Source organism: Mesorhizobium sp. WSM4983 (genome assembly GCF_029625765.1).
Lineage (GTDB): Bacteria > Pseudomonadota > Alphaproteobacteria > Rhizobiales > Rhizobiaceae > Mesorhizobium.
The window spans coordinates 177449-203370 of sequence record NZ_JARTVM010000005.1 but is presented as its reverse complement, the minus strand read 5'-3'; the positions used below and the strand labels follow the sequence as shown (position 1 = coordinate 203370).

The following is a 25922-nucleotide window of genomic DNA, read 5'->3' as shown; positions in this document are numbered from 1 at the left end:
AGCGACTTTGTGGGATCCGCCATCGGCGGATGGGGTCGGAGACCAGACTCGAAAACTCTTGAAAGGATGCTCCCGAGCGGTTAGGGCTGGTCCCTTAACCACAGGGGGTGTGGCTAAAAATGTCGAATGAAGCGATTCGAGAGGGGGAGCCCTCTGGTCATTTTGCGGTATTTTCTTCTCAGAATTCGAAATTTAGGTACACCTATAACAAGATCCGGGAAGTAAAATCGTACAGGGTCAGTGAGCTCTTTACAGCATACCGGGATATACTCTGGGATGATGGGCGGCATAAATACAATGTCAGCTCATTCATTGGTGAAATAGACGAGATCCTTCTGGGAGAGCGTTTCAGCACCTTTGACCAGAACACCCTGGACAATCTTATCGGTACCTTGCGCCAGCGCGGGAACAGCAACGCAACCATCAATCGCAAGATGGCTGCACTCAGCAAGCTGCTGCGCAAGGCTCATAAGATGGGAGATATCCACAGCCTGCCCGAGTTCCGCCGCCAGAAGGAGCGGGCGGGACGGATTCGTTTCCTCGAAAGAGACGAAGAGGCAAGGCTGTTCGCCGCCATCAAGAGCCGCAGCGAGGATGCTTACAGACTTTCCGTCTTCCTGGTCGACACCGGCTGCCGTCTCGGCGAGGCGCTCGGCCTGATCTGGAACGACATCCAGGAACACCGCGTCAGCTTCTGGATCACAAAGTCGGGCCGTAGCCGCACCATCCCGATGACCGAACGGGTCAAGGAGGTGATCAAGCTGCCGCCGACCACCGAAGGCCGCCGGCCGAAGGGGCCGTTCACCAAGCTCACCCAGGCGCAGTACCGCGCCATCTGGAACGAGGCGAAGGCCGAAGTCGGTCTTGGCGCCGATGAGCAGGTGGTGCCGCATATCCTGCGCCACACCTGCGCTTCGCGACTCGTCCAGGGCGGCATCGATATCCGGCGCGTGCAAATGTGGCTCGGCCACCAGACGCTGTCGATGACCATGCGTTACGCGCACCTCGCCACCAACGACCTCGATGGCTGCGTCGTGGTGCTCGAGAAGCCGCGCGCCGAAGAGGCGCCGCGGCCGGCAGAGAACTCGGTGTTTGCGTCTCCGTTGACCACGCCTTCATCCGCCAAAGCCGCCCGCAAGGAGAGCGGCTCGGTGCCGGCGAAGGCACGCCGCAAGAGCTCGAAGGGCAAATAGGCGGCACGCCACGCGCCGGGAATCTATATTTCAAAAACAAGCCCGGGATGGATTTAGTCTCGGGCTTTACTTTACGTGGACTTGGCTTCGGCGTGATCGAGGAAATCCGCAATCTTCTTCGGCAGGTTGCCGGTTTCCAGGAAGGGCGCGTGTCCCTGGCCTTCGACCGTGATCGTTTGCATGCCGGGATGACGCTTTGCCATCTCCTCGAGCGTCGCGGTGGAGAGAAGCGTCGAATTGCCGCCGCGTATGGCGAGCAACGGCACGGCGGCAAGCGCGTTGAACTGTGGCCACAGATCCGGCAGTGGCTTGCTGAAGTCGACATTGGCCAGGGTCTCGACGAGGGCGGGATCGAAATCGGGCACCAGCCCGGCATCCGTGTCGCGGCAGATGGCGCCAACCATACGCGCCCAGTCGGCATCGGTGAGCGCAGGGAAGCCGGCACCATGCACGCGCCGCTGCGTGTCGACCGCCTCGGCGAATGTCTTCGGCCTCGGCGCGCGATCGAGATATGAGCGGATATGGGCCAGACCTTCCGCCTCGATCACCGGGCCAATATCGTTGAGGACAATGGCTTTCAACGCGGCCGGCTTCAGCGCGCCGAGCACATGGATGATCAGTCCGCCGCGCGAGGTGCCGATGAAGCCAGCCTCTTCGATACCCAGCGCTGACAAGCCAGCGAGCACGTCGCCGGCTTCGACGCCGACATTGTAGTGGCTGATGTCGGGATCGTAGTCGGATCGGCCACGGCCGCGATAGTCGAAAGCGACGACCTTGCGCGGCGTCTTCGCCTTGCTGGAGAGGTAAAGCGCGAGCTCATGGAAGTCGCGGGCATTGCGGGTGAGGCCGGGCAGGCAAACGACCGGCCAGCCACCGCCGTTCGCCTCGCCATAAATCCGGGCGTGCAGTTTCAGCCCATCGGGTGCGGCATAGAAGAAGTCGGAGAAACCGTCGTACGCCACCCAGTTGCTGCTCCTCGCTGAGGTGACCGACAGCTACAGGCGCGGGCGGCCGCGGTCAAATGATGGGAAGGCACGTTACACAACCTTGCCACGCTGGCGGGACAGCATCTCCTCTATTCTGTCGGACATCTCCCCGCAAGGGGATTGACTGTCATCTAAGCTTTTACCCATCGCCAAAGCGGCATGCAGCGAAACTGCCAATCTCCAAGTGCGGGGGCTGTCCGGCAGGACAGAGGGGGCGCGAAGGATCGCCAACCTGAGGCTTGCATACGCCCCTCGGCGATCAATTCCGCCCGTTCACCAGATCCCCGACGATATCGTATTTGCCGGAAATACGCATCCTGTAGACTTCATAATTCTCCATCACGCGCTGCACGTAGCTTCTTGTTTCCGTGTAGGGGATCCGCTCGACCCAGTCGACGACGGCGTCCACGTCCTTGCCGCGCGGATCACCGTATTTCGCCACCCACTGGGCGGCGCGGTTTGGGCCGGCATTGTACCCCGCGAAGGTCAGCACATAGGAGCCGTTGAAGCGGTCGAGCTGCTCGCCGAGAAAAGCTGACCCCAGCGTCGCGTTGTAACCGGCATCGGTCGTCAGCCGCGTTTGCGAGAAGGTCATGCCGGCCTTCTTCGCCAGTTGCTTGGCGGTACCCGGCATCAACTGCAAGAGGCCGCGCGCGCCCGCGCTGGAAATCGCCGCGACATTGAACTCGCTCTCCTGGCGGGCGATGGCATAGGCCAGCGCCTTGCCGGAGCCGGAGATATCGGCCGAATCGGGAATGACACCCAACGGATGCGAAAGCGCACCCACATCGATGCCGCGCTGGGCGGCGATCTTGCCGACCTTCAGCGCCATGAAATGGTTGCCCTGTTTTTCGGCAAGCCCCGCCAGCAGCGCAAGCTCGCCGGGGCTGGTCAGCTGCCCCGCGAGGTCGCGGTAGAGCGTCTCGGCATAGCGGTCATACCCTGCCTCCTGCAGCCGCTTGATCGCTTTCACCGCCTCGCGGCCCTCGAAGCTTTGGCGGTCGGCCGCGCTGGGCGTGGGATGGACGATGCTCAAGGTTCTGAGGCCCACACGCTCGCCGGCAAGCTGGCCGTAGAAGGTGGTGCCGTAGCTGGCGGCCCGGGTGAAATAGTCCTTGGCGCTGCCCGGGCCGCCGACTTCCGCGGCGCGGCCAAGCCAGTAATAGGCGCGCGACAGCGACACCGGTCCCTGGGCGAGCTCGGCGATGCGTGAAAAATGCGAGGCGGCTGCTGCCGGGTCGTTGAGACCGCGCAATGCATACCAGCCGGCATGGAACTCGGCTTCCGTGGCGCTGGCCGCGCTTTCGGCCGCATGCATGGAGGCAATCTTGTAGGCGGTCTTTATGTCGCCCTGATCGACCAGCTCGCGCGAAAGAACGCGCCGCTCCACCCACCAGGCATCGGGATCGACCAGCGCGTCGCGATTGGTCGGCGCCTTCATCACGACTGCCGCGGCATCGGCAAGTTTTTGCTGCTTGCGCAGATATTCTGCCTCGGCGAAGAAATAGCCGGCCGAACGCTGCGCCGCCGGCACCGCCTTCAACAGTTTCGCCGCGTTTTTTTCGCCTTTATCGACCGCCACCCAGGCATCCGCCAGTTGCTGGGCGCCGGCAATGCCGGCGACGCGCAGCGCCGAGGACGGCCGGTCGGCATAGAACATGCGCTCCATGCGATAGCGATGATCGGCCGCAGGGATCAGCGTGCCGAATTCCTTGATGATGGAAGTTTCGTCCTGGGCATCCAGCTTCTCCGTGCGCCAGAAGGGCACCAGCACCGCGCGCGCCGCCGCTTGATCGCCCAGCGCCACCTGCGAGCGGGCAAGGATGATCACGCCTTCCGGCGTCAGCGGCTGGCTGCGGCCGAAGGCCCGCACCACCACTTGCGGCGGCGGGTTCTCGCGATAGAGCGCGCGCTCGCTGTTCCTGCGCAGCGCGATCGTGCCCGGCCATCCAGGCAGCATCTTGGCGGCATCGGCGATTTCGCCGCTCGGCACCTGGTCGCCGCCATAGAGCGCGATCGCCCAGGCCAGAATGTGCCGGTCGAGCGAGGTGGCGGGCAGCGTGTCGCGAGCATTGCGCGCCGCGGCGATGTTGTTCACCGCGAGCGCGTCGAGACCGCTCTTCAATTGCGCGATGCTGGCCGGGGGCTGAGGCTGCTGCGCCTGGTCCGCGGCCGACGGCGAGCCCGGCGCGGCAATCGCCGCCGTCACACGCACGTCGACGCTGCCGCCGATCGCCATACCCGGTATCAGCGCGACGGCCGCGCTCAAAAGCGCGAACAGATGAGGCCGGTTTGTCGGCATGTTCCACCCCGGCACATTGTCAGCAGGCAGGGCCTTCGAGGCCGACCCGGAGCCTAAACTTAGGTCGTGAAAGGCTCGTAAACAAAAGGTTATCGAGGCCGTTCGAATTACGCTTGCTGGCACTACAGCAATGCTTGCCGCTGAACCGTGTCGAGACTATGGTGCGCGGCTTCGCTTTCGATTAGAAGGCGTCGAAATTAACGCATCGACAAAACGCTGATGCATGTCGCCCAAAGTGGGCACCCGGCTTTGGGAGAGCGACATGCTTAGACCAACAAAGTCCCAAGGAGTTTGGACAATATGCTGAGAGGCTCGCTGACTGCGCTCGTGACACCGTTCGAAAAGAGCGGGCGTTTCGACGAGAAAGCCTTTCGCGCGTTTGTCGAATGGCAGATCGCCGAGGGCACCAAGGGCCTCGTGCCCGTCGGCACCACCGGCGAGTCGCCGACGCTGTCGCATGACGAGCACCGCAATGTCGTCAAGGTCTGCATCGAGGTCGCCAGGGGCAGGGTTCCAGTTGTGGCCGGTGCCGGCTCCAACAACACCGAGGAAGCCGTCGGCCTGGTGCAGTATGCCGAAAAGGCCGGCGCCGATGCAGCCCTGGTCGTCACGCCTTATTACAACAAGCCGACCCAGCGCGGCCTCTACGAGCATTTCGCAGCCGTTGCCAGGGCAACCAAGCTGCCGATCATCATCTACAACATCCCGCCGCGCTCGGTGATCGACATGACGCCGGAGACGATGGGCAGGCTGCGCCACGACTTCAAGAACATCGCCGGCGTCAAGGATGCGACCGGCAAGGTCGAGCGTGTCTCGGAACAGCGCATGACCTGCGGCAAGGATTTCATCCAGCTTTCCGGTGAGGATGCGTCCGCGCTCGGCTTCAACGCGCATGGCGGCGTCGGCTGCATCTCGGTGACGTCGAATGTCGCGCCGCGCCTTTGCGCCGAGTTCCAGGAAGCCACGCTCTCCGGCGACAGCGCCAAGGCGCTAGAACTGCAGGATCGTCTCCTGCCGCTGCATAAAGCAATTTTCGTGGAGCCCGGCGTATCCGGCGCCAAATACGCCCTGTCGAAGCTGGGCAAGGTCGAGAACGTGGTCCGCTCGCCGCTGGTGACGGTCGAAGCTTCGACCGCCGAGAAGCTCGACGCGGCGCTGAAGCACGCCGGCTTGATTAATTAGGGATGAGGCGCCACCTCTCCGCATTATGAATCAAGTCAAGAAAGCCGACCCCAACAACAGGACGGTCGCCGAAAACCGCAAGGCGCGCTTTTCCTACGAGGTGCTCGACACGATCGAGACCGGCTTGGTGCTGACCGGCACCGAGGTCAAGTCGCTGCGCCAGGGCCAGGCGAACATCCAGGAGAGCTACGCCTCCGCCGAAGGCGGCGAGATCTGGCTGATCAATTCCTATCTGCCGGAATATCTCCAGGCCAACCGCTTCAACCACGAGCCGCGCCGGCGCCGTAAGCTGCTCGTCAGCAAGCGCGAGATGGCCAAGCTTGCCCAGAGCGTGGAGCGCGAAGGCATGACGCTGGTGCCGCTGAAAATCTATTTCAACGATCGCGGCCGCGCCAAGCTCCTGCTCGCCATCGCCCGCGGCAAGAAGCTGCACGACAAGCGCGAGACCGAAAAGCAGCGCGACTGGTCGCGCGAGAAGGGGCGGCTCCTTAAGGAGCGCGGATAAAGCCACCTTCGATATGCGGGCAAGGCGAGCAGGGAGCCAAGGCTTGAGGAACGGCTTGATTGCCCTGGCCCTGGCTTTCGTGGTTCTGGCGCTTGCCACATGGGCAGAGGGCTTTTTCCGACCCCGTGCTTTCCCGCCGGATCGCAGCGAATTCCCCATAAGGGGCATCGATGTTTCGCATCACCAGGGCAGGATCGACTGGCCGCGCGTCGCGGCCGACGATGTCGTCTTCGCCATCATCAAGGCGACGGAAGGTGGTGACTATGTCGATGATGCCTTTGCTGAGAATTTGCGCCAGGCCCGCGCGGCGGGCCTCACTGTCGGCGCCTATCATTTCTTCACCTTCTGCCGCCCGGGTGCCGACCAGGCCAGGAACTTCATATCGGTCGTGCCGCGCGGCGAGCAGCTCTTGCCGCCGGTGGTCGACATCGAGTTCCACGGCAATTGTCCGCGACGCCCTTCGCCCGCCGAGCTGAACGCCGAACTGCTGGCATTCCTTGGCCCGGTCGAGGCGGCTTACGGCAAGCCGGCCATTCTCTATATAACCGATGAGACGGCACCGACCTATGCCGCTCATATCGCGGTACGCCAGCGCTGGCTGCGCTCTGTGCGGGGGCCGCTGAACGACGACGACTGGGTCTATTGGCAATATCTCGACACAGGCCGTGTCGACGGCATCGACGGCGACGTCGACCTGAATGTGCTGAAGGGCGGGCCGGCGAGGCTGTCGGAGTTGTTTGCCGCGGCGCCGGACCCTAGCTCTTCAGGAAGGCTGCTATCTCCTTGAAGACATCGACGAACATCGCTTCCGTCAGGACACCGGTGTTGGTGTTGTAGCGCGAGCAGTGATAGCTGGAGAACAGCGTGATGCCGCCGGCCTGCTGGCGTCCGCCGTGGCGGAACGGAAGGGTGGCGACGCGCCCGCCCAGCGCCCGCACCGTCGATTGATGCGCGATCGAGCCCAGCGTCAGGATGGCCCGCAGATTGGCAAAGCGCGCGATCGTCGGTTTGAGGAAGGTGCGGCAGGTGGCGATCTCGGCGCCGACCGGCTTGTTTTCCGGCGGCACGCATCGCACCGCATTGGTGATCGCGGTGCCGACGAGCTCCAGCCCGTCATCGGGCCTGGCCTTGAATTCCCCGCGCGCCAACCCTTGAGCGATCAGCGTTGCGTAGAGCAGGTCGCCGGCATAGTCGCCGGTGAAGGGACGCCCGGTGCGGTTGGCGCCGCGCAGGCCGGGCGCCAGCCCGACGATGAGGAGCCTGACCGAGTCCTCGCCCTCCGGCGGCAGGAAGGTCGGCACCGGTGCATTGAACCAGCCCGGCTCGCGCTGGCGCCAGGCGGCGATGAAGTCGTGCAGCCGCGGGCAAAGCGGACAATCGCGGTCAGGCTCGGGGGAGGGCGCGGCGCTCAAGGCTGCCGCGCTCAATAATCGTCCTCGTCGGCTTCAGCAGGCTCAGGCCGGCGGACCGGCCGTTCCGATGGATCGCGGCCGACTTCGTTCTTCAGCGTCATGAGGTCGATGAAGTGGTCGGCCTGGCGGCGCAAGTCGTCGGAGATCATCGGCGGCTGCGAGGCCATGGTCGAGATGATCGAAACCTTGCGGCCACGCCGCTGCAGCGCCTCGACCAACGTGCGGAAGTCGCCGTCGCCGGAGAAGATGACATAGTGGTCGACGACATCGGCAAGCTCCAGCGCATCGACGGTGAGCTCGATGTCCATGTTGCCCTTGATCTTGCGCCGGCCGGTCGAGTCGGTGAACTCCTTGGCTGGCTTGGTCACCACCTTGAAGCCGTTATAGTCCAGCCAGTCGATCAGCGGCCGGATCGAGGAATATTCCTGATCCTCGACCAGCGCGGTGTAGTAATAGGCCCTGAGCAGGTAGCCGCGTTTCTGAAAGCTCGACAGAAGCTTGCGGTAGTCTATGTCGAAGCCCAGCGCCCGCGAGGTGGCGTAGAGGTTGGCGCCGTCGATGAAAAGAGCGATCTTTTCACGGGGATCGAACATTGAAAAATATCCCTTTTCAAAAATTTCTGTCGTCTAAAAGGACGTGACGGGTGGGCCCGATAATGGTCCCTCTTCCCGCCCCTTTCGAGATAACGCCAGATTTATGGATATCCAAGGGCAGGGCGCGCATTGCAAGCAATTGTGATCGGCACCAGGTAAGCAAGGCGAAGTCCGATATTGAGCCGGGCAGGGGCTCGTGCTTCGGCGGTGCCCGCCATAAAGCTTGTATTTCGGCGGCGTCCTTGTTATGGAGCCCGCCAGTTTTCCATCAAATCCACGCATGAAAGGGGCAGTCCATGGCCCGCGTAACCGTTGAAGATTGCATCGACAAGGTCGACAACCGTTTCGAGCTCGTGCTGCTCGCCGGCCACCGTGCCCGCCAGATCAGCCAGGGCGCGCAGATCACCGTTCCTCGCGACAATGACAAGAATCCGGTCATTGCGCTGCGCGAGATCGCCGACGAGACGCTGTCGCCGGACGACCTCAAGGAAGACCTGATCCACTCGCTGCAGAAGCATGTGGAGGTCGACGAGCCGGAGGCCGAGGGCGAGGCCATCGCCGACCAGACCGGCGCTGCCACCGCTGGTGCCGACACCGACGATGCCGAAGAGAACATCGCCTTCGACCGCATGAGCGAGGAAGACCTGCTCGCCGGCATCGAGGGTCTGGTGCCGCCGGAAAAGAGCGACGACTACTAAGCTCTTGGACACGGGCCTGGATCAAGCATCCGGGACTTCCGTATCGTCAGTTTCGTGGCTATCTATGGGATGCGTCGCACGCCGGTGCGGCGCATCAATCATTTCATCACCGCGAGATTTCGCCCATGATGCGTCAGTATGAGCTTGTCGAGCGCGTGCAGCGCTACAAGCCTGACGTCAACGAGGCGCTGCTCAACAAGGCCTATGTCTACGCCATGCAAAAGCATGGCCACCAGAAGCGCGCCTCGGGCGATCCCTATTTCTCGCATCCGCTGGAAGTGGCGGCCATCCTCACCGAGATGCATATGGATGAGGCGACCATCGCCGTTGCCCTGCTGCACGACACGATCGAGGACACGACCGCCACTAGGGCCGAGATCGATGAATTGTTCGGCCCCGAGATGGGCAAGCTGGTCGAGGGACTGACCAAGCTGAAGAAGCTCGACCTCGTCTCCAAGAAGGCCGAGCAGGCGGAGAACCTGCGCAAGCTGCTGCTGGCGATCTCCGAGGATATTCGCGTTCTGCTGGTCAAGCTCGCCGATCGCCTGCACAACATGCGCACGCTCGACCATATGCCCGAGTCCAAGCGCCTGCGCATCGCCGAGGAGACGATGGACATCTATGCGCCGCTCGCCGGCCGCATGGGCATGCAAGGCATGCGCGAGGAACTTGAGGAGATCGCCTTCCGCTATATCAATCCGGAAGCCTATCGCGCCGTCACCGCGCGGCTCGCCGAGATCTTCGAGCGCAACAAGGGGGTGCTGGACGAGATCGAGAAGGCGCTGTCCGGCCTGTTCGAAAAACACGCGATCAAAGCCGGCGTCAAGAGCCGGCAGAAAAAGCCGTGGTCGGTGTTCCGCAAGATGGAGGCCAAGGCGCTCTCCTTCGAGCAGCTCTCCGACATCTTCGGCTTCCGTGTGGTCGTCGACACCGTCGAGGACTGCTACCGCGCGCTTGGCGCCATCCACACCACCTGGTCGATGGTGCCCGGGCGCTTCAAGGATTACATCTCGACGCCGAAGCAGAATGACTACCGCTCGATCCACACCACCATTGTCGGCCCCTCGCGCCAGCGCGTCGAACTGCAGATCCGCACCCGCGAGATGAACAAGATCGCCGAATACGGCGTTGCCGCGCATTCGATCTACAAGGACAGCGGCGGCAAGCCGAACGGCGCAGCGCACGCGATCTCCAAGGAGACCAACGCCTATGCCTGGCTGCGCCGCACCATCGAGCAACTGGCCGAGGGCGACAATCCCGAGGATTTCCTGGAAAACACCAAGCTCGAGCTGTTCCAGGACCAGGTGTTCTGCTTCACGCCCAAGGGCATGCTGATCGCCCTGCCGCGCGGCGCCACCCCCATCGACTTCGCCTATGCCGTCCACACCGATGTCGGCGACACCTGTGTCGGCGCCAAGGTCAACGGCCGCATCATGCCGCTGATGACGGAGTTGAAGAACGGCGACGAGGTCGAGATCATCCGCTCCAAGGCGCAGGTGCCGCCGGCAGCCTGGGAATCGGTCGTCGTCACCGGCAAGGCGCGCGCCGCCATCCGCCGCGCCACCAAGAATGCCATCCGCAAGCAATATTCCGGGCTCGGCGCCCGCATCCTCGAACGCGCCTTCGAGCGCGCCGGCAAGAACTTCACCAAGGAAAGCCTGAAGCCGGTTCTGCATCGCCTGGCGCGCAAGGATATAGAGGACGTGCTGGCCTCTGTCGGCCGCGGCGAGCTTGCCTCGACCGATGTCATGAAAGCAGTCTTCCCCGACTACAAGGACGAGCGCGTCACGGTCGCGGCGCCCAAGCAGCGCGAGGAAGGCTGGTCCAAGATCCGCAACGCCGCGGGCATGCTGTTCCAGATGCCCGGCCGCGCCGCGCGCAAGGGCAAGGACCAGCAGCGCGACGGTGCGGTGCCCATCCGCGGCGTGCGCGGCGACCTGCCGGTGCGCTTCGCGCCGGAAGGGGCGGTGCCCGGCGACCGCATCGTCGGCATCATTCAGCCAGGAACCGGTATCACCATTTATCCTATCCAGTCGCCGGCCCTGCAGGCTTTCGACGACCAGCCCGAGCGCTGGATCGATGTGCGCTGGGACATCGACGAGCGCACCAAGGAGCGCTTCCCGGCCCGCATCTCGGTCACAGCCATCAATGCGCCGGGCTCGCTCGCCGACATCGCGCAGGTCGTCGCGTCTAACGATGCCAACATCCACACGCTGTCGATGGTGCGCACCGCGCCCGATTTCACCGAGATGCTGATCGACCTCGAGGTTTGGGACCTGAAGCACCTCAACCGGCTGCTGTCGCAGCTCAAGGACAATTCGAGCGTCAGCGACGCACGGCGTGTGAATGGGTGAATAGTAAATAGTGAATAGTGAATAGTGAATAAAGTTGCCTATCACTACCATTCACCATTCACTCATCGCTACTCTATTCACTACTCATGACTCACCACTCGCCAAGAGCATGGAGCGAACAATGAACACCGATGAAGTGCTGGGCATTTTCCGCGAGGCCGGCGCGGTTCTCGACGGGCACTTCATCCTGACGTCCGGACTGCGCAGCCCGATCTTCCTGCAGAAGGCGCGCGTCTTCATGCATGCCGACAAGACCGAGCGCCTGTGCAAGGCGCTGGCCGAGAAGATTCGTGAGGCGGTGCCGGGCAGGATCGACTATGTCGTCGGCCCGGCGATCGGCGGCCTGATCCCGGCTTACGAGACCTCGCGCCATCTCGGCACGCCGGCGGTCTGGGTCGAGCGGGAAGGGGGCGAGTTCCGGCTGCGTCGCTTCGAGATCGCCAACGGATCACGCGTCGTCATTGTCGAAGACATCGTCACCACGGGTCTCTCGATACGCGAGACCATCGACTGCCTGCGCCAGCTCGGCGCCGAGGTGGTGGCGGCCGCCTGCATCATCGACCGTTCGGCCGGCAAAACCGATGTCGGCGTGCCGCTGATTGCGCTCGCCGAATATGAGGTGCCGGCCTACCCGCCCGACCGCCTGCCGCCGGAACTTGCCGCCATCCCTGCCGTTAAGCCGGGAAGCCGAAATATCTGACCTGGCGATGAATGAAAACAAGCACCTGAGGGTGCCGGTTGAATCTCTTTGCCAGCGAAGCGCGCAGAGGCCCCATGATAGCCGGCATCGATCATTTCGTCCTGACGGTCCGGTCTGTCGAAGCGACTTGCGACTTCTATCAGCGCGTGCTGGGCATGGGGCGGCTGGACGAGCCGAGCCGGCCGACCGCGCTTCTGTTCGGATCGCAGAAGATCAATCTGCACGAGGTCGCTCGCACCTTTGAGCCGAAGGCGAAGGCGCCGACGCCTTTCTGCCTCATTGCTGCGGTGCCTCTTGCCGACATCCGCGCCAGCCTCGAAGCCACCGGTGTGGCGGTCGAAGTCGGACCTGTCGAGCGCACCGGTGCTCGCGGCAGGATGATGTCGGTCTATTTCCGGGATCCCGACGACAACCTGGTCGAGGTCAGCGAATATCGAACTTAGCTGAAAAGCCCAGGCTGACCGCGTCCGATACCTCGGCGCCGCGGTCGCGCAAGGACGAATGGCCAAACATGCTTTGCCCGGTCTTCCTCAGTTTCGCCAGAATGGCGCTCATGTAAGAGCCTGCGGCAGACCATCGCGGCGACGTTTCGCTGTTCCGTGGTCTGGCAATCGCCGCTATAGCAAAGTTTTGTTGCCTTCCTGCGCCGGTGAAGCGCAAGATAATGTTGGCGCGACCCGGCTGGCAGGGAAGCGTGTGTTGGACCAGGAACCGAAACAGAGTGCTTTTTCGACGCCGAGAGCCTGATGGCCTCCTGGAGCGGGTGCGTACTTACCTATGGCCGCGCCGCTCGTTCTCGCGCTCCGTTCAGTATTTCTCCAAGCGCATTCTGCGGCTGAAAGCGACGCCCCATTCGGTGGCCGCCGGAGTCGCGGCAGGCGTTTTCGCCTCCTTCTTCCCGCTGGGCTTCCACTTCATCATCGCCGCCGTGCTCTGCTGGGTGATCGCCGGCAATCTGGTGGCGGCAGCCCTCGGTGCGGTGTTCTTCGGCAATCCGCTGTCCTTCCCGCTGCTCTGGGGCGCGTCCTGGGAGACTGGCAAGCTCATCCTGCATGAACATCTGCCCAGGCATGGGCCGCCGGAGCATCTCGGGGAAATGATGCACACGCTTTCCTTCGCCAAGCTGTGGCACCCGATCCTGGAGCCGATGCTTCTCGGCGCGGTGCCCCTCGGCTTGGTCTTTGGGCTCGTCTTCTATGGTGTCACGCGGTGGGGCATGACCGCTTTTCGCGCGCAACGGCAGCGGCGAATGACCGAGCGAGCCAGGAAGGCCCGGCAGGGCGGACGGGAAGTTCCCGCGGAATGATCATCGGCATCGGCAGTGACCTGATCGACATCAGACGTATCGAGAAGTCCCTGGAACGGCACGGCCAGCGCTTTATCCAGCGTATCTACACCGAGGTCGAGCAGGCCAAGTCGGAGAAGCGCGCGGCCCGTGCCGCTTCCTACGCCAAGCGCTTCGCCGCCAAGGAGGCCTGCGCCAAGGCGCTTGGCACCGGCATGGCCGAGGGCGTCTTCTGGCGCGACATGGGCGTGGTCAACCTGCCCAGCGGAGCGCCCACCATGGCGCTCACCGGCGGCGCTGCCGCCAGGCTGGAAAAAATCCTGCCCAAGGGCCACCATGCGCTGATCCACCTCACCATCACCGACGATTTTCCACTTGCTCAAGCCTTTGTGATCATCGAGGCAGTGCCCGCCGAACAAGCGCCACATTGATTCCATCTGACCACGGGCGGCATGACGTTGCCCAGCGCGCGCCGAGACTCTATACCAACCAACGCACAATCGAGGACGACATGAGCGTGGCTGAAAAATCGCAGAAGAAATCCGGCGGGCTTGGGGAAACCTTTTCCGTCATCATCCAGGCTCTGCTGCTCGCGCTTGTCATCCGCACGCTGCTGTTCCAGCCCTTCTCCATCCCCTCCGGCTCGATGCGGCCGACGCTGCTCGAAGGCGACTATCTGTTCGTCACCAAATGGGCCTATGGCTATTCGCGCTACTCGCTGCCCTTCGGCCCCAACATTTTCTCCGGCCGCATCTGGGGCTCTGAGCCCAAGCGTGGCGACGTGGTCGTGTTCAAGTTCCCGCCGGATCCGTCCGTCGACTACATCAAGCGCGTCGTCGGCCTGCCCGGCGACAAGATCCAGGTCAAGGACGGCCAGCTCTTCATCAACGGCACCGCGGTGCCGCGCGAAAAGGTCGGCCAGATCGACAACCCCGACATCACTGAGGTCGACCGTCCCGTCGACGTCTATCGCGAGACGCTGCCCAACGGCGTCACTTATGACACGCTCGATCTGACGCCCAATTCGATCGGCGATAACACGCGCGAGTTCGATGTGCCGCCCGGCCACTATTTCATGATGGGCGACAATCGCGACAATTCCTCCGACAGCCGCTTCACCGTCGGTTTCGTGCCGGCCGAGAACCTCGTCGGCCGCGCCAACGTCATCTTCTTCTCGATCGCCGATGGCGCAAGCCCGTTGGAAATCTGGAAGTGGCCGTCGCTGATGCGTGCCGGCCGCCTGTTCCATCTCGTCCACTAAGGTCATGGCGGCGACCAAGCGTTTGACCGCCGATGCCCTTGCCGAAGCGCTTGTCGAGCGCACCGGCCACGCCTTCGCCGACCGCCAGCGTCTGCAGCGCGCGCTGACCCATGCCAGCGCGCGTTCGACGCATGCCGGCGTCGACTACGAACGCTTCGAATTTTTGGGCGACCGCGTTCTCGGGCTGGTCGTGGCCGACATGCTGCTCGCTGCCTTTCCGGATGCCGCCGAGGGCGAGCTGTCGCTTCGCCTCAACGCGCTGGTCAATGCCGAGGCGCTCTCCGAGATCGCCGAGGAGATCGGCCTGCCGGAGCTGATCCGCGCCGGCTCCGACGTGCGCAATCTCGAAGGCCGCAAGCGAACCAATCTGCGTGCCGACGCGCTGGAGTCGCTAATCGCCGTGCTTTATCTGGATGGTGGCCTTGAGACCGCCCGCGCGTTTATCCATCGCTACTGGCAGCCGCGCTCGCAGGCGATCGGTGCTGCCCGCCGCGACGCCAAGACCGAGCTGCAGGAGTGGGCGCACCAGGCGGCGTCGGGCGCGGTGCCGGCCTACCGGGTGGATGCTCGCGAGGGGCCCGACCACGACCCGCTGTTCACCGTCAGCGTCAAGGTTGGCTCTTTCGCGCCGGCGATCGGCAGCGGCCGTTCCAAGCGCGAAGCGGAGCAGGCGGCGGCGGCCGCGTTGCTGCTGCGCGAAGGCGTATGGAGCGCTGCATGACCGTCACCCAAACCTCCGAAACGCCTGCCACGCGCTCCGGCTTCGTCGCGCTGATCGGCGCGCCCAATGCCGGCAAGTCGACGCTGGTCAACCAGCTGGTCGGCGCGAAAGTGTCGATCGTCACCCACAAGGTGCAGACCACCCGAGCCATCGTGCGCGGCATCGCCACGCATCACAACGCGCAGATCGTCTTCGTCGACACGCCCGGCATCTTCAAGCCGAGGCGGCGGCTGGACACGGCAATGGTCACCACCGCCTGGGGCGGCGCCAAGGATGCCGATGTCGTGGTGCTGCTGATCGATGCCGAACGCGGCATCAAAGGCGATGCCGACGCGATCCTCGACCGGCTGAAGGACGTCAAGCAGCCGATGCTGCTCGTCCTCAACAAGGTCGACCGGGTCAAGCCGGATACGCTTCTTGCTTTGGCCGCGGCAGCGAACGAAAGAGTGCCGTTCAAGCGCACCTTCATGGTCTCGGCGCTCACCGGCTCCGGCTGCAAGGACCTGCTCGATTATCTTGCCGAGACCCTTCCAGCCGGTCCCTGGTACTATCCGGAAGACCAGATATCCGACCTGCCGATGCGCCAGCTCGCGGCCGAGATCACGCGTGAAAAGCTTTATCTGAGACTCCATCAGGAGCTTCCCTATTCCTCGCATGTCGAGACCGAGAAGTGGGAGGAGAAGAAGGACGGCTCGGTGCGCATCGAGCAGGTCATCTATGTCGAGCGCGAGAGCCAGAAGAAGATCGTGCTTGGCCACAAGGGCGAGACGATCCGCGCCATCGGCCAGGCCGCGCGCGCCGAGATCGCCGAGATCCTCGAGCAGAAGGTGCATCTCTTCCTGTTCGTCAAGGTGCGCGAGAACTGGGGCGACGACCCGGAGCGCTATCGGGAGATGGGATTGGAGTTTCCCAACTGATCCATGTCGACCAAAAGCGACGCGGTTTTGGGATAACGACATGCACAGCCCGAAGATGGATATCGACACCGCTCTCGTGCGGCGGCTCGTCGACGCGCAGTTTCCCGAATGGCGGCATCTGCCTGTGAAGCCGGTCGCGTTCGGCGGCTGGGACAACCGCACCTTCCATCTCGGCGACACGATGGCGGTCAGGCTGCCAAGTGCTGCTCCCTATGCGCTGCAGGTCGAGAAGGAGCATCGCTGGCTGCGCAAGCTTGCGCCGCTTCTGCCGCTGCCGATTCCCGAGCCGCTCGCCATGGGCGAGCCGGCGGCGGGCTATCCCTGGCACTGGTCCGTCTACCGCTGGATCGAAGGCGAGACGGCGAAAACCGGGCACATCGCCGACCTTCGCGCGTTCGCGGTCTCGCTGGCTGAGTTCCTCGTTGCCCTGAAACGGATTGATCCGACCGCCGGCCCGGCACCTGGCCAGCACAATTTTTATCGCGGCGGCCCGCTGGCCGTCTATGACGGCGAGGCGAGACAGGCCATCGCTGCGCTTGAAGGCCGGATCGATACGCAAGCCGCCACTGCCGTCTGGAAGGCGGCGCTTGCTGCCGGCTGGCACGGCTCGCCCGTCTGGTTCCACGGCGATGTCGCCTCAGGCAATCTGCTGGTCAAGGACGGCCGTCTGAGCGCTGTCATCGACTTCGGCACGTCGGGCGTCGGCGATCCCTCCTGCGATCTGGCGATTGCCTGGACGCTGTTCGAGGGCGAGAGCCGCGAGGCATTCCGCGCGCGCATCGCCGTCGATGACGCGACCTGGGCGCGCGGACGCGGCTGGACGCTGTGGAAGGCGCTCATCACCGTTGCCGGTCACGACGCCAACCAGGCCGAGGTCGGGAGGCAGCGCCGGGTGATCGACGAAGTGCTCGCCGATCATCGCAAATTGGGATGACGGCGCCGAGCAGGCGCTCTCACCGGTCGAGTATCCATGCAGTGGCAAGTCGCTTCGCAGGCCGCCGTACAAAGCTTTCCGTGCCGTAATAGGCAACGATCGCGACCGCGATGACCGCCCAGATCGCGACGCCGAGCCATTGCTGCTGGATATAGTCGCCGTCGACGAACGCCTTGGCGAGGAAGCGTACGCTGTTCTGGTGTGAGACATGCATCAGGATGGCCAGCAATACGCTGCCCGTGTTCTGGTAAAGCCAGGTGAAGACGATCCCGGCCAGCACGACGTTGATCGTGCTGTAGAGGCTGAGATCGCCGAGCAGGCCGAGCGGCAAGTGCCAGATTGCCCATATCACGCCGAGGATCAGGCTGCCGGCGAGCGCGGGGCGACGGCCAAGAAGATGCGGGGTCGCGAAGCCGCGCCAGCCGGGTTCCTCGCCCAGCGGACCGCTGAATACGGCATAGAGCGCGATCATGGGCGCCACCTCGGAGAAGGTAGGAATGTTCCCCCACGACGGCTCCGCCGAACCGAGGAACGGATTGATCAGGATCGAGGCGAGCTGTGTCCCGAACGGCAGGCCGACCGCCACCAGATACCAGATCGGGCGAACGCGCCATTTCACCATCGAGGCGAGGATGGTCTTCACCGCGCCCCAGCCGCCGGCGAGTGCCGCGACGGTGAAGCCCGAGATTGCCGGTCCGAAGGTGAACCAGGGAATGCTCTCGCCATACGACAGATAGAAGGGAATGAACGCCAGCCATGTCAGGCCGAGCGCCAGCGAAAAGAAGATGGTCAACTGGTGCCCGCGCACCACGCCCAGGAAGGAGCTCATATCGATCCTCTCATCGGGCCATTGTAGCGAGTGGTCGCCTGCCCGAGAGGTCGACGCTTCGGGAAATAGCCAGCCGAGCCGCTCGGCGGTCTGCGCCGGTTCATCCGGTCAACGCGCCGATATTTGGCGCTGGCGCGGCCGAAAAATCCCGAACGGTTTCTGAGAATTTTCCGATATTGCCGCCGCGGCGGCAGCGGCGGATGTTGCCTGCCATCACTGTCGGAACAGATTATGGGTCACGGGCGGCAATCTTGATTTCGCCGCCCAACAGGTGAAAAGCTCGACGTATGGAATGGCGCGACGAGGGAATCATTCTCGGCACCCGCAGGCATGGCGAAACCAGCGCCATCCTCGAGGTGATGACGCGCGCCCATGGCCGGCATCTCGGCCTGGTGCGGGGCGGCCGCTCGCGCAAGCAGCAGCCGGTGCTGCAGCCCGGCAATCGCGTCGACCTTTTGTGGCGGGCACGTCTCGACGAGCATCTCGGCATCTTCCAGGCCGAGGCGATCGAGATGAACGCCGCCCGGCTGATGGACAGCGCAGTCGCCGTCTACGGCCTGCAGACCATGGCCGCGCATCTCAGGCTTCTGCCCGAACGCGATGCCCATGGCGGCCTCTACGAGGCTCTTGCGGTGATGATCTCCCATCTGGGCGATGCCGATGCCGCGGGCGAGTTGGTGGCGCGCTTCGAATTGCTGATCCTGGATGAACTCGGCTTCGGCCTCGACCTCAGCCAGTGCGCGGCGACCGGATCACGGCAGGATCTCGCCTATGTCTCGCCGAAATCCGGACGCGCCGTCTCGCGCGCCGCGGGCGCGGCTTGGCACGACAAGATGCTGGCGCTGCCGGCCTTCCTGCAGCGCGGCACCGGCGTGCGCGCCGATGCCGCGGCGCTCGAGGACGCCTTCCGGCTGACCGGCTTCTTCTTCACCCGCCACGTTTATGAGCCGCGCGGCATCGAGCCGCCCGACGCCCGCGCTGGATTCCTCGCGGCGCTGCGCCGGCATCAGGTGGCGGTGAAGGTGATTGCCGCGAATGAGGCGAGGATCTAATCGGCTCGCCGTCGTTCCAGAAAATCGTCGAGGATGGGACGCTGGCCTTCCAGGATCTTGAGACCTGCCTCTGGGAGCGAGAACCAGCCGGCTTTGTCCACTTCGGGAAATTCCTTCATGGCGCCCGACCTTGGCGGCCATTCCATGGTGAACATGTTGCTCCTGACGGCATTCACATCGATGTCCGCTTCGACGCTCCAGGCGATCACGATTTTACCGCCCGGCTGCTTGTAGCTGCCGACTGGCTGGAAATCGCCGTCGATCGCGACGCCTAGCTCCTCCTCGGCCTCACGCCGAGCGGCCACGAGATCGTCCTCGCCATCGTCGATCAGCCCCTTCGGGATCGACCAGGCCCCTTCATCTTTCCTTGCCCAGAACGGTCCGCCGGGATGGACCAGCAGGAACTCGAACACACCGGCGGTTTGCTTGAAGATCAGCAGGCCCGCGCTTCGTTGCGGCATCGGTCATCCTCTTGTTAATTCCCGCTAGCGTTCGAGGATAGCACGAGTGGTCCGCGGCGAGCGGCCGGCAATTTGCGGCCCGAGCCTCAGCCGCTTCGACGTATCGCCGTTGGATAAAGCCCGCGGTCGCTGGCAATCGGCGCCGAAACATGCTCGATCTTGCAGGCCGGCAGGGCGCTGATTGGGTAGCCGTCTCATCGCCGCATTTGTCGGCCACGACTGGCACGGTTTTGAGGGGAAACCGCCATGTTTTTCGGCCTGATCGCCATTGCCGCCGTCATCGCTCTATTCGTCATCATTTCACGCCAGCAAACGCGCATCGGACTGATCGAGCGCGAGCTTGGCGCGCTGCGCAGCTTGGTGCTTTCGGGCATCCCGCAGCCCGCGCCCCGGCCTGGCGAGGCCGCGGAAGCTGCTGCAGGCCAAGCTACCGCCGTGATTGCCGCAGCGGCCGCGCCGTCGGCAGGTGAAGCAGCCCCGCAGGCCACAGCCGCCGCGACGCCCGACGAACCAAAAGCCGAAGCGCCAGCCCAAGCGGGCGAGGGGACTCCGTCCGAACCCGCCGGAGAGGGACAATTGACGCAACCTGCCGCGCCGGCCGAAGCGGCAGTACCTGCAAGGGCCGCCCGCGATGTCGAGACGGCCCTCGGCACACGTTGGGCGGTCTGGGTCGGCGGCATCGCGCTGGCGCTGGGTGGCCTGTTCCTGATCCGCTACACGATCGAGGCCGGCATTTTCGGCCCCGGCGTGCGACTGACCATGGCCGGCGTTCTCGGTCTTGTGTTGCTTGCCGGCGCCGAGTTCATCCGCCGCACCGGCTTCCGGGTGCCGGTGCAGGGGGCTGCCGGCGCCTACATCCCGGCGATTCTGACGGGCGCTGGCGCCTTTATCCTGTTCGGCACCGTCTATGCAGCCTATGGCATCTACGGCTTTATCGGCCCGGCGCTCGCCTTCACGCTGCTCGGCGCGATCGGCGTCGCCACCATTGCCGTCTCGCTGGTCCACGGCCTGGCGCTGGCCGGCATCGGCCTCATCGGTGCCATGGTGACGCCGGCGCTCGTCGCCTCGGAGGCGCCGAACCCGTGGGCGCTGTTCGTCTATTTGGCGATCGTGCTTGCCGCCACGGCGGCTATCGCCCGCATCCGCGATTGGAAGGCGCTTGTGGCGGCAGCCTTTGCCGGCACCGGCATCTGGACCATCGTCTACATGACCAATGCACCGGAGGTGAATCTCTCGACGGTGCTGTTCATCAGCCTGGCCTCGCTTGCCGTGCTCGCCTTCGTCTGGCTAGCCGATTTCTTGACTGCTGGCCGCGACGACGCGGAGCCCGGCTTCGACTGGCCATCAATCGCGCCCGGCTTCTTCGTTGCGCTGACCGCGCTCGGGCTGTCGGTCGATCCGGTGTTTGCCAAGGCGGGTTATGCCTCGCACGGCGCGGTGCTGCTCGCCGCGCTGCTGGCAGTGGCGCTCTACCGGCCGCGCGCCTTGCCGCTCCTCTTCGCCGCCGGCCTGGCGACCGCGCTGATCTATCTCGGCATCATCCCGCCCGCCACCATCGGCGCCGATGCGCTGGATGTCGGCCTGGGCGCCGAGCCGCTGGCCGCATCCGACACGCTGACCTTCCGCCTCGGCATCGCGCTTGCCCTGGTCTTCGTCGCAGCCGGGTTCTGGGCCGCGCGCCGCTTTGCGGCTGCTGCGCCCATCCGCGCCGCGTCCTGGGCGGCCTGGGGTGTCATTGTGCCGCTGGTCGTGCTCACCGCGCTCTGGCTCACCTTCGGCGGCATCGACCGCGATTTTGGCTACGCGCTGCCGGCCCTGCTTCTGGTGCTCGTCTTTGCCGCCGGCGGCGAGTGGATCGCGCGTGCCGAGGAACCGCCGCTCCGCGGCGGCCCCGCCGTCTCCTTCGCGCTCGGCGGCGGCGGCGTCGCAGGCTTGTTGATGCTGCACATGGCCTTCGGCTCCGGCTGGACGACGGTGCTGCTCGGCGCCGCCGCCGTCGTGCCGGCGCTCGCGACGCGCTGGCGCAGCTTCCCGGTGCTGGGCTGGATCGCGGTCGGCGCGGCGGTCGCAGTGCTCGGCCGCGTCGCCTTCGATCCAACCATCGTGGGCCCGGCGGCACTGTCGAGGACGCCGGTCTTCAATTGGCTCTTGCCGGGCTATGGCGTTCCGGCGCTCGCCTTCGGCTTCGCCGCCTGGCAACTCGCGCGCACCACCAACGGACGGCCGCGTCTTGCCATGGAAGCGGCCTCGGCGCTGTTCGGTCTGCTCACCATTGCGATGCTGGTGCGCCATGCCATGCATGGCGGCGTCATCGACACCGGCCCCGTCACCCTTGCCGAGCAGGCGATCTACACGCTGATCGCGCTAGGCGCCGGCGCCATACTGGTCGCTATCGACCTGCGCTCGCCGAGCCCGGTGTTGCGCTATGGCTCGATGGCCGCCGGCGTGCTCTCGGTCGCCTTCATCCTCATCCGGCACTTCGTGGTGCTGAACCCGCTGCTGACGGATGAATCGACCGGCGCCGTCCCGTTCTTCAACCTGTTGTTGCTCGCCTATCTGCTGCCGGCGGTCGCAGCAGGAGCATTGGCGCTTTATGTCCGCGAGAGGCGCCCGAGATGGTATGCCGCGATGCTGGCGCTGGTCGCTTCGCTGCTCGCCTTCGCCTACGCCACGCTGTCGGTCCGGCGCCTGTTCAAGGGCGAGTTCATCGGCCTGTGGAGCGGCCTCGGCCAGCTTGAGACCTATACCTATTCGGCGCTCTGGCTGGTCATCGGCGTGGCGCTGCTGACCGCCGGCGTCTGGCTGAGGTCGCAGGTGCTGCGCATTGCCTCGGCCGTGCTCATAGCGGTCGCCGTGCTGAAGGTCTTCCTCTTCGACATGTCGGAGCTGGAAGGCGTGCTGCGCGCACTCTCCTTCATCGGTCTGGGCGCCGTGCTGATCGGCATCGGACTTTTCTATCAGCGTCTGCTGACAAGGGCGGCCAGGTTAGGAGCCGAATAAAGGTCAGGCCAGATCGGTCTGCGAGAAGTCGTTGCCTTTGTAGAGCAGAGGTACGCGATAGGCTTTGGCGCATGCGTAGCTGAAGCAGTCGCCGAAATTCAGTTTGGCTGGGTGGCCCACATATCGACCATAATCTTGCGCGGCCCTTACAGCGAGTTCTCGGATCCGCGTGTCCAGCGGGACCTCAACGGCCTTGAGTTCGGCCAGGAAACCCAAGACGATCATTTGACATCGTTCGATCAGGGCGGGTGGCGTCGGAAGCTGGTCGCCGTTTTCCGCTACGGATTTCCTGCGAGCTATCCCAACAATCGCCTCGAATGCGGAACTCGGCGAGAAATAAAGCTTCTCGGCGGCTTCCATTTTCCTAAGAAGGCGGTTCGCACCCGGCTCTTCCGATATGATAGCGATGATAGCGGAAGCATCGAGAAACATCAAAGGTCATCCCATCCTTCGTCCATGAATTTCTTCATGTCGAAGTCCGGGTCGTCCGGACCGAGCGCCCTCGCTGCGTCCTGATACTTTCTAATGCGCTCGCTTAGTGGGAGGACGGCATGTGCCCGTTCGAGCTCACGCTTGAGCGCGATCCGCACGGCTTCAGTCTTCGTGGGCGCCTTGATCGCGGACTGCAGCTGACGAGCCAGCGCGTCAACCTCGTCATCGCGGATATACAAAGACATTGTCGAATTCCTCCGGCGTATATTCTAAGATGAATATGCAAGATATTCAATGACGAATATACAATGGCAAGAACCGGTATTCAACCTTGGTTCCGGTTCCGCTCGCGCCGGGAATAAACCGGCATCCGCCGGCGTTATCCAGGTGCTTGGGTACCGGAGCGGGTGGTCCGCTTCGTGCTGGCTGCTTGCGCCGCGCCGGGAAGGCGCGTTCAATCGAATGGAAGACGACGACGAAACAAGCGGTCATGGACGACAAGAAGGCAGCGATCCTGAGCGAGATACCGCGTCTGCGCCGCTACGCGCGCTCGTTGCTGCGCGACCGCGATTCCGCCGACGATCTCGTCCAGGACTGCCTCGAGCGGGCGCTTGTGCGGCTCGACAACTGGCAAACTGGAGAAAGCCCGAGGAGGTGGCTGTTTACGATCATGCATCATCTGTTCATCGACCAGATGCGCAAGGGTAACCGGCGAGGCGAGGCGGCAATGTTGCCTCTGGAAGCCGGCGAGGCCCAGGCCGCGCCCGCCGATCAGGTCGAAAGCATAGCCTCGCGCGAGATCATGGATGCCCTGCAGGCGATCGGCCCCGATCGCCGCGCGGCATTGGTCATGGTCGCTATCGAAGGCTTTTCCTATGCCGAGGCCGCCAACATCCTGGGCGTGCCGGCCGGCACGCTGATGTCGCGCATCGCGCGCGGCCGCGAGGAACTGCGCGGCCTGCTGGACGACTCCTCGCGCCGCCGCTCGATAAGGATCGTCGAGCGATGACCCGGCGCGATTTCACCGAACGCGATATCCACATGGCCCTCGATGGCGAGCTGCCGGGCGAGGAGCGCATGGCCTATGACGCCTGGCTCGAAGCCAATCCCGAAATGAAGGCGAAGAGCGCCCGTTACATAGCCGACCGTGCGGCGCTCCGCGCCGCCCTGGCCGGCGTGATGGACGAACCGTTGCCGGCAAGGCTACGGCACGCGGTGCTTGGCGAAGCGCCGGCGCGGACGCCTGCCTGGCGCTCGCGCTGGTGGCTTTCGGCGGCGGCGGCAGCCGTGCTGATGGTCGGCGGGTTCGGTGGCTATCTCGCCGGCATCGACGGCATTGGCCGCAGCGGTGAGAGCGACGACCAACTCGCGGAGCAGGCGATTTCCGCCCATCTCATCTACGCCGCCGAGAAGCGTCACGCGGTTGAGGTGCCGGCAAGCGACAAGGACCATCTGCAGACCTGGCTGTCCAACCGGGTAGGGCTGAAGCTGGTGGCGCCCGATCTCGCGGCCGAGGGCTTCGCACTTGTCGGCGGCCGGCTGTTGCCGGCGGGCGAGCGTGGCAAGGCCGCGATGTTGCTTTACGAGGACGCCAAGGGCGAGCGCATCTCGCTCTTCGTCACCGCCGAATCATCGCAGACCACCAAGGGAACCTATACGGACGAGGCTGACGGTCCGGAAGCGGTGTATTGGCTGGACAAGGGCTATGGCTGCGCCGTCGTCGGCACATTGCCGCCGGAGCGTCTGTCGGAGGTCGCCAAGAGCGCCTATGGCCAGCTTCTGGCCGGTATTTCGAGCTGAGGAGGCGGCTGTTTTCAACGGCCTACGCTGTTTCGAATTAGTGGTTCAGTTCAAAGCCGTGGTGCTTTTCTGCCGCCGCGGAACCTGTCACAATTCGGCCCTAATCAAGGAGCGATAGCGCTTGATGAAGACCGGCGCTTCGGCCGGGGTGCTGCTTTTGACCGGGGCCGTTTCCTTTAATCCAATCGAGGTTCTCCCAAACCCCGCATGCCTGCCGAGATCCGCAAGGCCCGCGCGTCGGACGTCGATGACCTCGCCGCCATCGAGAAGGCTGTTTTCTCAAGCGATCGCCTGTCGCGCCGCTCTTTTCGCCAGTTGATCGAGCGTGAGACCGCCGAGATGCTGGTGGCCGAGAATGACGGCCATGTCGCCGGCTACGCGGTGGTCTTGTTTCGCAAGGGCAGCGGCGTGGCCCGGCTCTATTCCATCGCCGTCGGTCCGTTCTTCGGCAATCTCGGCATCGGCCGCCAACTGCTGGCCGCGGCCGAAGAGGCGGCTTATGAACACGATCGCATGATGCTGCGGCTCGAGGTTCGCGAGGACAATCAGCGCGCCATCGGCATCTACGAGCAGGCAGGCTACCGAAAAATCGGCCGCGAGCCCGACTATTACGAGGACGGCGCCACCGCGCTGCGTTACGAAAAGACGCTGCGCGGCGATGTCCCGACCAGCACCGGGGTGCCGTTTTACCAGCAGACCTGCGAGTTCACCTGCGGTCCGTGCTGCCTGATGATGGCAATGGCCAATTTCGATTCCGGCTTCGTGCCCGATCCGGTCATGGAAATACGCCTGTGGCGCGAGGCGACCACGGTATTCATGATGTCGGGGCCGGGCGGCTGCGAGCCTTTCGGCCTGGCGGTTGCCGGCTATGAAAGCGGGCTTGCCGCCGAGATCTTCGTATCCTTTCACGGCGCGCTGTTCCTGCAGTCGGTGCGCAGCGAGGACAAGCGCCGGGTGATGGAGCTCGCCCAGGTCGACTTCCGCCGGCGCGCGGAACTTTACGGCATCCCGGTGAATTACCGTCCGTTCGGCATCGACGACATCCGCGCCGCCCTTGCCGAGGGCAAGCTGGTGCTGGTGCTGATCAGCGGCTTCCTGATGTTCGGCAAGAAGGTGCCGCATTGGGTGCTGGCCATCGGCGACGACGGCGACCATATCCTCATCCACGATCCTTGGGTCGAAGACGAAAGGCAGGAAACCATCCTCGACGCCGCCAACATTCCCGTGCCCTATGGCATCTTCATGAACATGGCTCAGTTCGGCCGCGACGGGTTGCGCGCCGCCATCAACCTGGGAAAACGCTGA

The 25922-nt window shown here is 64.1% G+C and carries 28 protein-coding genes; 19 read left to right on the top strand and 9 right to left on the bottom strand.

Features of this window, described 5'->3' with window-relative positions:
* Positions 1-119 precede the first annotated feature (119 nt).
* On the top strand, positions 120-1193 hold the full coding sequence (locus P9254_RS17270) for a tyrosine-type recombinase/integrase (RefSeq protein WP_278056366.1): 1074 nt from the start codon (positions 120-122) through the stop codon (positions 1191-1193).
* 71 nt (positions 1194-1264) lie between these two features.
* Here P9254_RS17270 and P9254_RS17265 read toward each other — a convergent pair whose 3' ends face one another.
* Together P9254_RS17265 and P9254_RS17260 are read right to left on the bottom strand one after the other, a co-directional pair.
* Positions 1265-2155 carry an alpha/beta fold hydrolase gene (locus P9254_RS17265; RefSeq protein WP_278056367.1) on the bottom strand — a complete coding sequence of 297 codons (891 nt, stop codon included), beginning with the start codon at positions 2153-2155 and terminating at the stop codon, positions 1265-1267.
* A gap of 283 nt (positions 2156-2438) precedes the next feature.
* Entirely contained in the window at positions 2439-4481 is a 2043-nt protein-coding gene (locus P9254_RS17260; RefSeq protein WP_278056369.1) for a lytic transglycosylase domain-containing protein, read from the bottom strand.
* A 300-nt stretch (positions 4482-4781) separates the two neighbouring features.
* On the opposite strand from P9254_RS17260, the gene dapA reads away from it, so the two are divergent.
* The 3 genes from dapA to P9254_RS17245 are packed head-to-tail and all read left to right on the top strand — an operon-like array spanning position 4782 to position 6955.
* On the top strand, positions 4782-5663 hold the full coding sequence (dapA, locus tag P9254_RS17255) for a 4-hydroxy-tetrahydrodipicolinate synthase (RefSeq protein WP_095823685.1): 882 nt from the start codon (positions 4782-4784) through the stop codon (positions 5661-5663).
* A 25-nt stretch (positions 5664-5688) separates the two neighbouring features.
* Positions 5689-6168 carry an SsrA-binding protein SmpB gene (gene smpB, locus P9254_RS17250; RefSeq protein WP_067321086.1) on the top strand — a complete coding sequence of 160 codons (480 nt, stop codon included), beginning with the start codon at positions 5689-5691 and terminating at the stop codon, positions 6166-6168.
* Positions 6169-6211: 43 nt separating this feature from the next.
* Complete coding sequence (locus tag P9254_RS17245) at positions 6212-6955, top strand: glycoside hydrolase family 25 protein (RefSeq protein ID WP_278056370.1); 744 nt, start codon at positions 6212-6214, stop codon at positions 6953-6955.
* Here the strand turns inward: P9254_RS17245 and P9254_RS17240 are convergent.
* Together P9254_RS17240 and P9254_RS17235 are read right to left on the bottom strand one after the other, a co-directional pair.
* Positions 6924-7595, bottom strand: a complete 672-nt coding sequence (locus tag P9254_RS17240; RefSeq protein WP_164747319.1) for a uracil-DNA glycosylase — start codon at positions 7593-7595, stop codon at positions 6924-6926. The two genes, P9254_RS17245 and P9254_RS17240, sit on opposite strands and share 32 nt — an antisense overlap.
* A complete protein-coding gene (locus P9254_RS17235) occupies positions 7592-8173 on the bottom strand; it encodes a LabA-like NYN domain-containing protein (RefSeq protein WP_066997475.1) in 582 nt (193 codons plus the stop codon). Before P9254_RS17235 ends, P9254_RS17240 begins: the two co-directional genes overlap by 4 nt.
* 296 nt (positions 8174-8469) lie before the next feature.
* Between P9254_RS17235 and rpoZ the strand changes: the two genes are divergently transcribed.
* The 4 genes from rpoZ (at position 8470) to P9254_RS17215 (ending at position 12368) form a co-directional block, all read left to right on the top strand.
* Complete coding sequence (gene rpoZ, locus P9254_RS17230; protein WP_067321093.1) at positions 8470-8871, top strand: DNA-directed RNA polymerase subunit omega; 402 nt, start codon at positions 8470-8472, stop codon at positions 8869-8871.
* A 125-nt stretch (positions 8872-8996) separates the two neighbouring features.
* Complete coding sequence (locus P9254_RS17225; RefSeq protein ID WP_066997471.1) at positions 8997-11225, top strand: RelA/SpoT family protein; 2229 nt, start codon at positions 8997-8999, stop codon at positions 11223-11225.
* Between the two features lie 121 nt (positions 11226-11346).
* On the top strand, positions 11347-11925 hold the full coding sequence (gene pyrE / locus P9254_RS17220) for an orotate phosphoribosyltransferase (RefSeq protein WP_278056373.1): 579 nt from the start codon (positions 11347-11349) through the stop codon (positions 11923-11925).
* Positions 11926-11999: 74 nt separating this feature from the next.
* Complete coding sequence (locus P9254_RS17215) at positions 12000-12368, top strand: VOC family protein (RefSeq protein ID WP_278056375.1); 369 nt, start codon at positions 12000-12002, stop codon at positions 12366-12368.
* Here the strand turns inward: P9254_RS17215 and P9254_RS17210 are convergent.
* Positions 12349-12480: a hypothetical protein gene (locus tag P9254_RS17210; protein ID WP_259979799.1), complete on the bottom strand. Its 132-nt coding sequence runs from the start codon at positions 12478-12480 to the stop codon at positions 12349-12351. The two genes, P9254_RS17215 and P9254_RS17210, sit on opposite strands and share 20 nt — an antisense overlap.
* A gap of 166 nt (positions 12481-12646) precedes the next feature.
* Here P9254_RS17210 and P9254_RS17205 point away from each other — a divergent pair, with 166 nt between their 5' ends.
* The 6 genes from P9254_RS17205 to P9254_RS17180 all read left to right on the top strand — a co-directional run bounded on the left by P9254_RS17205 (position 12647) and on the right by P9254_RS17180 (position 17043).
* Positions 12647-13231: a DUF2062 domain-containing protein gene (locus tag P9254_RS17205; RefSeq protein WP_067321101.1), complete on the top strand. Its 585-nt coding sequence runs from the start codon at positions 12647-12649 to the stop codon at positions 13229-13231.
* Positions 13228-13641, top strand: a complete 414-nt coding sequence (acpS, locus tag P9254_RS17200) for a holo-ACP synthase (RefSeq protein WP_067321104.1) — start codon at positions 13228-13230, stop codon at positions 13639-13641. The genes P9254_RS17205 and acpS overlap by 4 nt, the downstream gene beginning before the upstream one ends.
* Before the next feature lie 80 nt (positions 13642-13721).
* Positions 13722-14471, top strand: coding sequence for a signal peptidase I (gene lepB, locus P9254_RS17195; protein ID WP_066997458.1), 750 nt, complete (start codon positions 13722-13724; stop codon positions 14469-14471).
* Between the two features lie 4 nt (positions 14472-14475).
* Entirely contained in the window at positions 14476-15192 is a 717-nt protein-coding gene (gene rnc, locus P9254_RS17190; protein ID WP_066997455.1) for a ribonuclease III, read from the top strand.
* Positions 15177-16109, top strand: a complete 933-nt coding sequence (era, locus tag P9254_RS17185; RefSeq protein ID WP_278056377.1) for a GTPase Era — start codon at positions 15177-15179, stop codon at positions 16107-16109. The genes rnc and era overlap by 16 nt, the downstream gene beginning before the upstream one ends.
* Positions 16110-16149: 40 nt before the next feature.
* Complete coding sequence (locus P9254_RS17180; protein ID WP_278056379.1) at positions 16150-17043, top strand: aminoglycoside phosphotransferase family protein; 894 nt, start codon at positions 16150-16152, stop codon at positions 17041-17043.
* A 19-nt stretch (positions 17044-17062) separates the two neighbouring features.
* On the opposite strand, the gene P9254_RS17175 is transcribed toward P9254_RS17180, so the two are convergent.
* Positions 17063-17872 (bottom strand): CPBP family intramembrane glutamic endopeptidase, encoded by an 810-nt coding sequence (locus P9254_RS17175; protein ID WP_278056381.1) that lies wholly within the window; start codon positions 17870-17872, stop codon positions 17063-17065.
* A gap of 287 nt (positions 17873-18159) precedes the next feature.
* Between P9254_RS17175 and recO the strand changes: the two genes are divergently transcribed.
* The gene (gene recO / locus P9254_RS17170) at positions 18160-18924 is read left to right on the top strand and encodes a DNA repair protein RecO (RefSeq protein ID WP_067321116.1); all 765 of its coding nucleotides are present in this window, start codon (positions 18160-18162) and stop codon (positions 18922-18924) included.
* Here the strand turns inward: recO and P9254_RS17165 are convergent.
* Positions 18921-19385 carry an NUDIX domain-containing protein gene (locus tag P9254_RS17165; RefSeq protein ID WP_067321120.1) on the bottom strand — a complete coding sequence of 155 codons (465 nt, stop codon included), beginning with the start codon at positions 19383-19385 and terminating at the stop codon, positions 18921-18923. The two genes, recO and P9254_RS17165, sit on opposite strands and share 4 nt — an antisense overlap.
* 246 nt (positions 19386-19631) lie before the next feature.
* On the opposite strand from P9254_RS17165, the gene P9254_RS17160 reads away from it, so the two are divergent.
* A complete protein-coding gene (locus tag P9254_RS17160; RefSeq protein WP_278056384.1) occupies positions 19632-22385 on the top strand; it encodes a DUF2339 domain-containing protein in 2754 nt (917 codons plus the stop codon).
* Between the two features lie 3 nt (positions 22386-22388).
* On the opposite strand, the gene P9254_RS17155 is transcribed toward P9254_RS17160, so the two are convergent.
* Positions 22389-22817, bottom strand: a complete 429-nt coding sequence (locus tag P9254_RS17155; RefSeq protein ID WP_066997437.1) for a type II toxin-antitoxin system VapC family toxin — start codon at positions 22815-22817, stop codon at positions 22389-22391.
* Positions 22817-23062 (bottom strand): type II toxin-antitoxin system VapB family antitoxin, encoded by a 246-nt coding sequence (locus P9254_RS17150; protein ID WP_095777849.1) that lies wholly within the window; start codon positions 23060-23062, stop codon positions 22817-22819. Before P9254_RS17150 ends, P9254_RS17155 begins: the two co-directional genes overlap by 1 nt.
* Before the next feature lie 245 nt (positions 23063-23307).
* On the opposite strand from P9254_RS17150, the gene P9254_RS17145 reads away from it, so the two are divergent.
* From P9254_RS17145 to P9254_RS17135, 3 genes are all read left to right on the top strand, one after another.
* Complete coding sequence (locus P9254_RS17145; RefSeq protein WP_095800113.1) at positions 23308-23826, top strand: RNA polymerase sigma factor; 519 nt, start codon at positions 23308-23310, stop codon at positions 23824-23826.
* On the top strand, positions 23823-24617 hold the full coding sequence (locus P9254_RS17140) for an anti-sigma factor family protein (protein ID WP_278056387.1): 795 nt from the start codon (positions 23823-23825) through the stop codon (positions 24615-24617). Before P9254_RS17145 ends, P9254_RS17140 begins: the two co-directional genes overlap by 4 nt.
* Before the next feature lie 207 nt (positions 24618-24824).
* On the top strand, positions 24825-25922 hold the full coding sequence (locus tag P9254_RS17135) for a GNAT family N-acetyltransferase/peptidase C39 family protein (RefSeq protein ID WP_095823676.1): 1098 nt from the start codon (positions 24825-24827) through the stop codon (positions 25920-25922).

Bases quoted from the DNA above. Each gene is read 5' to 3' on its own strand.
- P9254_RS17210 (WP_259979799.1), bottom strand. From the start codon at position 12,480: ATGAGCGCCATTCTGGCGAAACTGAGGAAGACCGGGCAAAGCATGTTT.
- P9254_RS17260 (WP_278056369.1), bottom strand. From the start codon at position 4,481: ATGCCGACAAACCGGCCTCATCTGTTCGCGCTTTTGAGCGCGGCCGTC.
- pyrE (WP_278056373.1), top strand. From the start codon at position 11,347: ATGAACACCGATGAAGTGCTGGGCATTTTCCGCGAGGCCGGCGCGGTT.
- lepB (WP_066997458.1), top strand. From the start codon at position 13,722: ATGAGCGTGGCTGAAAAATCGCAGAAGAAATCCGGCGGGCTTGGGGAA.
- P9254_RS17145 (WP_095800113.1), top strand. From the start codon at position 23,308: ATGGACGACAAGAAGGCAGCGATCCTGAGCGAGATACCGCGTCTGCGC.
- era (WP_278056377.1), top strand. From the start codon at position 15,177: ATGGAGCGCTGCATGACCGTCACCCAAACCTCCGAAACGCCTGCCACG.
- dapA (WP_095823685.1), top strand. From the start codon at position 4,782: ATGCTGAGAGGCTCGCTGACTGCGCTCGTGACACCGTTCGAAAAGAGC.
- recO (WP_067321116.1), top strand. From the start codon at position 18,160: ATGGAATGGCGCGACGAGGGAATCATTCTCGGCACCCGCAGGCATGGC.
- P9254_RS17180 (WP_278056379.1), top strand. From the start codon at position 16,150: ATGCACAGCCCGAAGATGGATATCGACACCGCTCTCGTGCGGCGGCTC.
- rnc (WP_066997455.1), top strand. From the start codon at position 14,476: ATGGCGGCGACCAAGCGTTTGACCGCCGATGCCCTTGCCGAAGCGCTT.
- P9254_RS17150 (WP_095777849.1), bottom strand. From the start codon at position 23,062: ATGTCTTTGTATATCCGCGATGACGAGGTTGACGCGCTGGCTCGTCAG.
- P9254_RS17160 (WP_278056384.1), top strand. From the start codon at position 19,632: ATGTTTTTCGGCCTGATCGCCATTGCCGCCGTCATCGCTCTATTCGTC.
- P9254_RS17175 (WP_278056381.1), bottom strand. From the start codon at position 17,872: ATGAGCTCCTTCCTGGGCGTGGTGCGCGGGCACCAGTTGACCATCTTC.
- P9254_RS17215 (WP_278056375.1), top strand. From the start codon at position 12,000: ATGATAGCCGGCATCGATCATTTCGTCCTGACGGTCCGGTCTGTCGAA.
- P9254_RS17225 (WP_066997471.1), top strand. From the start codon at position 8,997: ATGATGCGTCAGTATGAGCTTGTCGAGCGCGTGCAGCGCTACAAGCCT.
- P9254_RS17140 (WP_278056387.1), top strand. From the start codon at position 23,823: ATGACCCGGCGCGATTTCACCGAACGCGATATCCACATGGCCCTCGAT.
- P9254_RS17270 (WP_278056366.1), top strand. From the start codon at position 120: ATGTCGAATGAAGCGATTCGAGAGGGGGAGCCCTCTGGTCATTTTGCG.
- acpS (WP_067321104.1), top strand. From the start codon at position 13,228: ATGATCATCGGCATCGGCAGTGACCTGATCGACATCAGACGTATCGAG.
- rpoZ (WP_067321093.1), top strand. From the start codon at position 8,470: ATGGCCCGCGTAACCGTTGAAGATTGCATCGACAAGGTCGACAACCGT.
- P9254_RS17235 (WP_066997475.1), bottom strand. From the start codon at position 8,173: ATGTTCGATCCCCGTGAAAAGATCGCTCTTTTCATCGACGGCGCCAAC.
- P9254_RS17135 (WP_095823676.1), top strand. From the start codon at position 24,825: ATGCCTGCCGAGATCCGCAAGGCCCGCGCGTCGGACGTCGATGACCTC.
- P9254_RS17165 (WP_067321120.1), bottom strand. From the start codon at position 19,385: ATGCCGCAACGAAGCGCGGGCCTGCTGATCTTCAAGCAAACCGCCGGT.
- smpB (WP_067321086.1), top strand. From the start codon at position 5,689: ATGAATCAAGTCAAGAAAGCCGACCCCAACAACAGGACGGTCGCCGAA.
- P9254_RS17155 (WP_066997437.1), bottom strand. From the start codon at position 22,817: ATGTTTCTCGATGCTTCCGCTATCATCGCTATCATATCGGAAGAGCCG.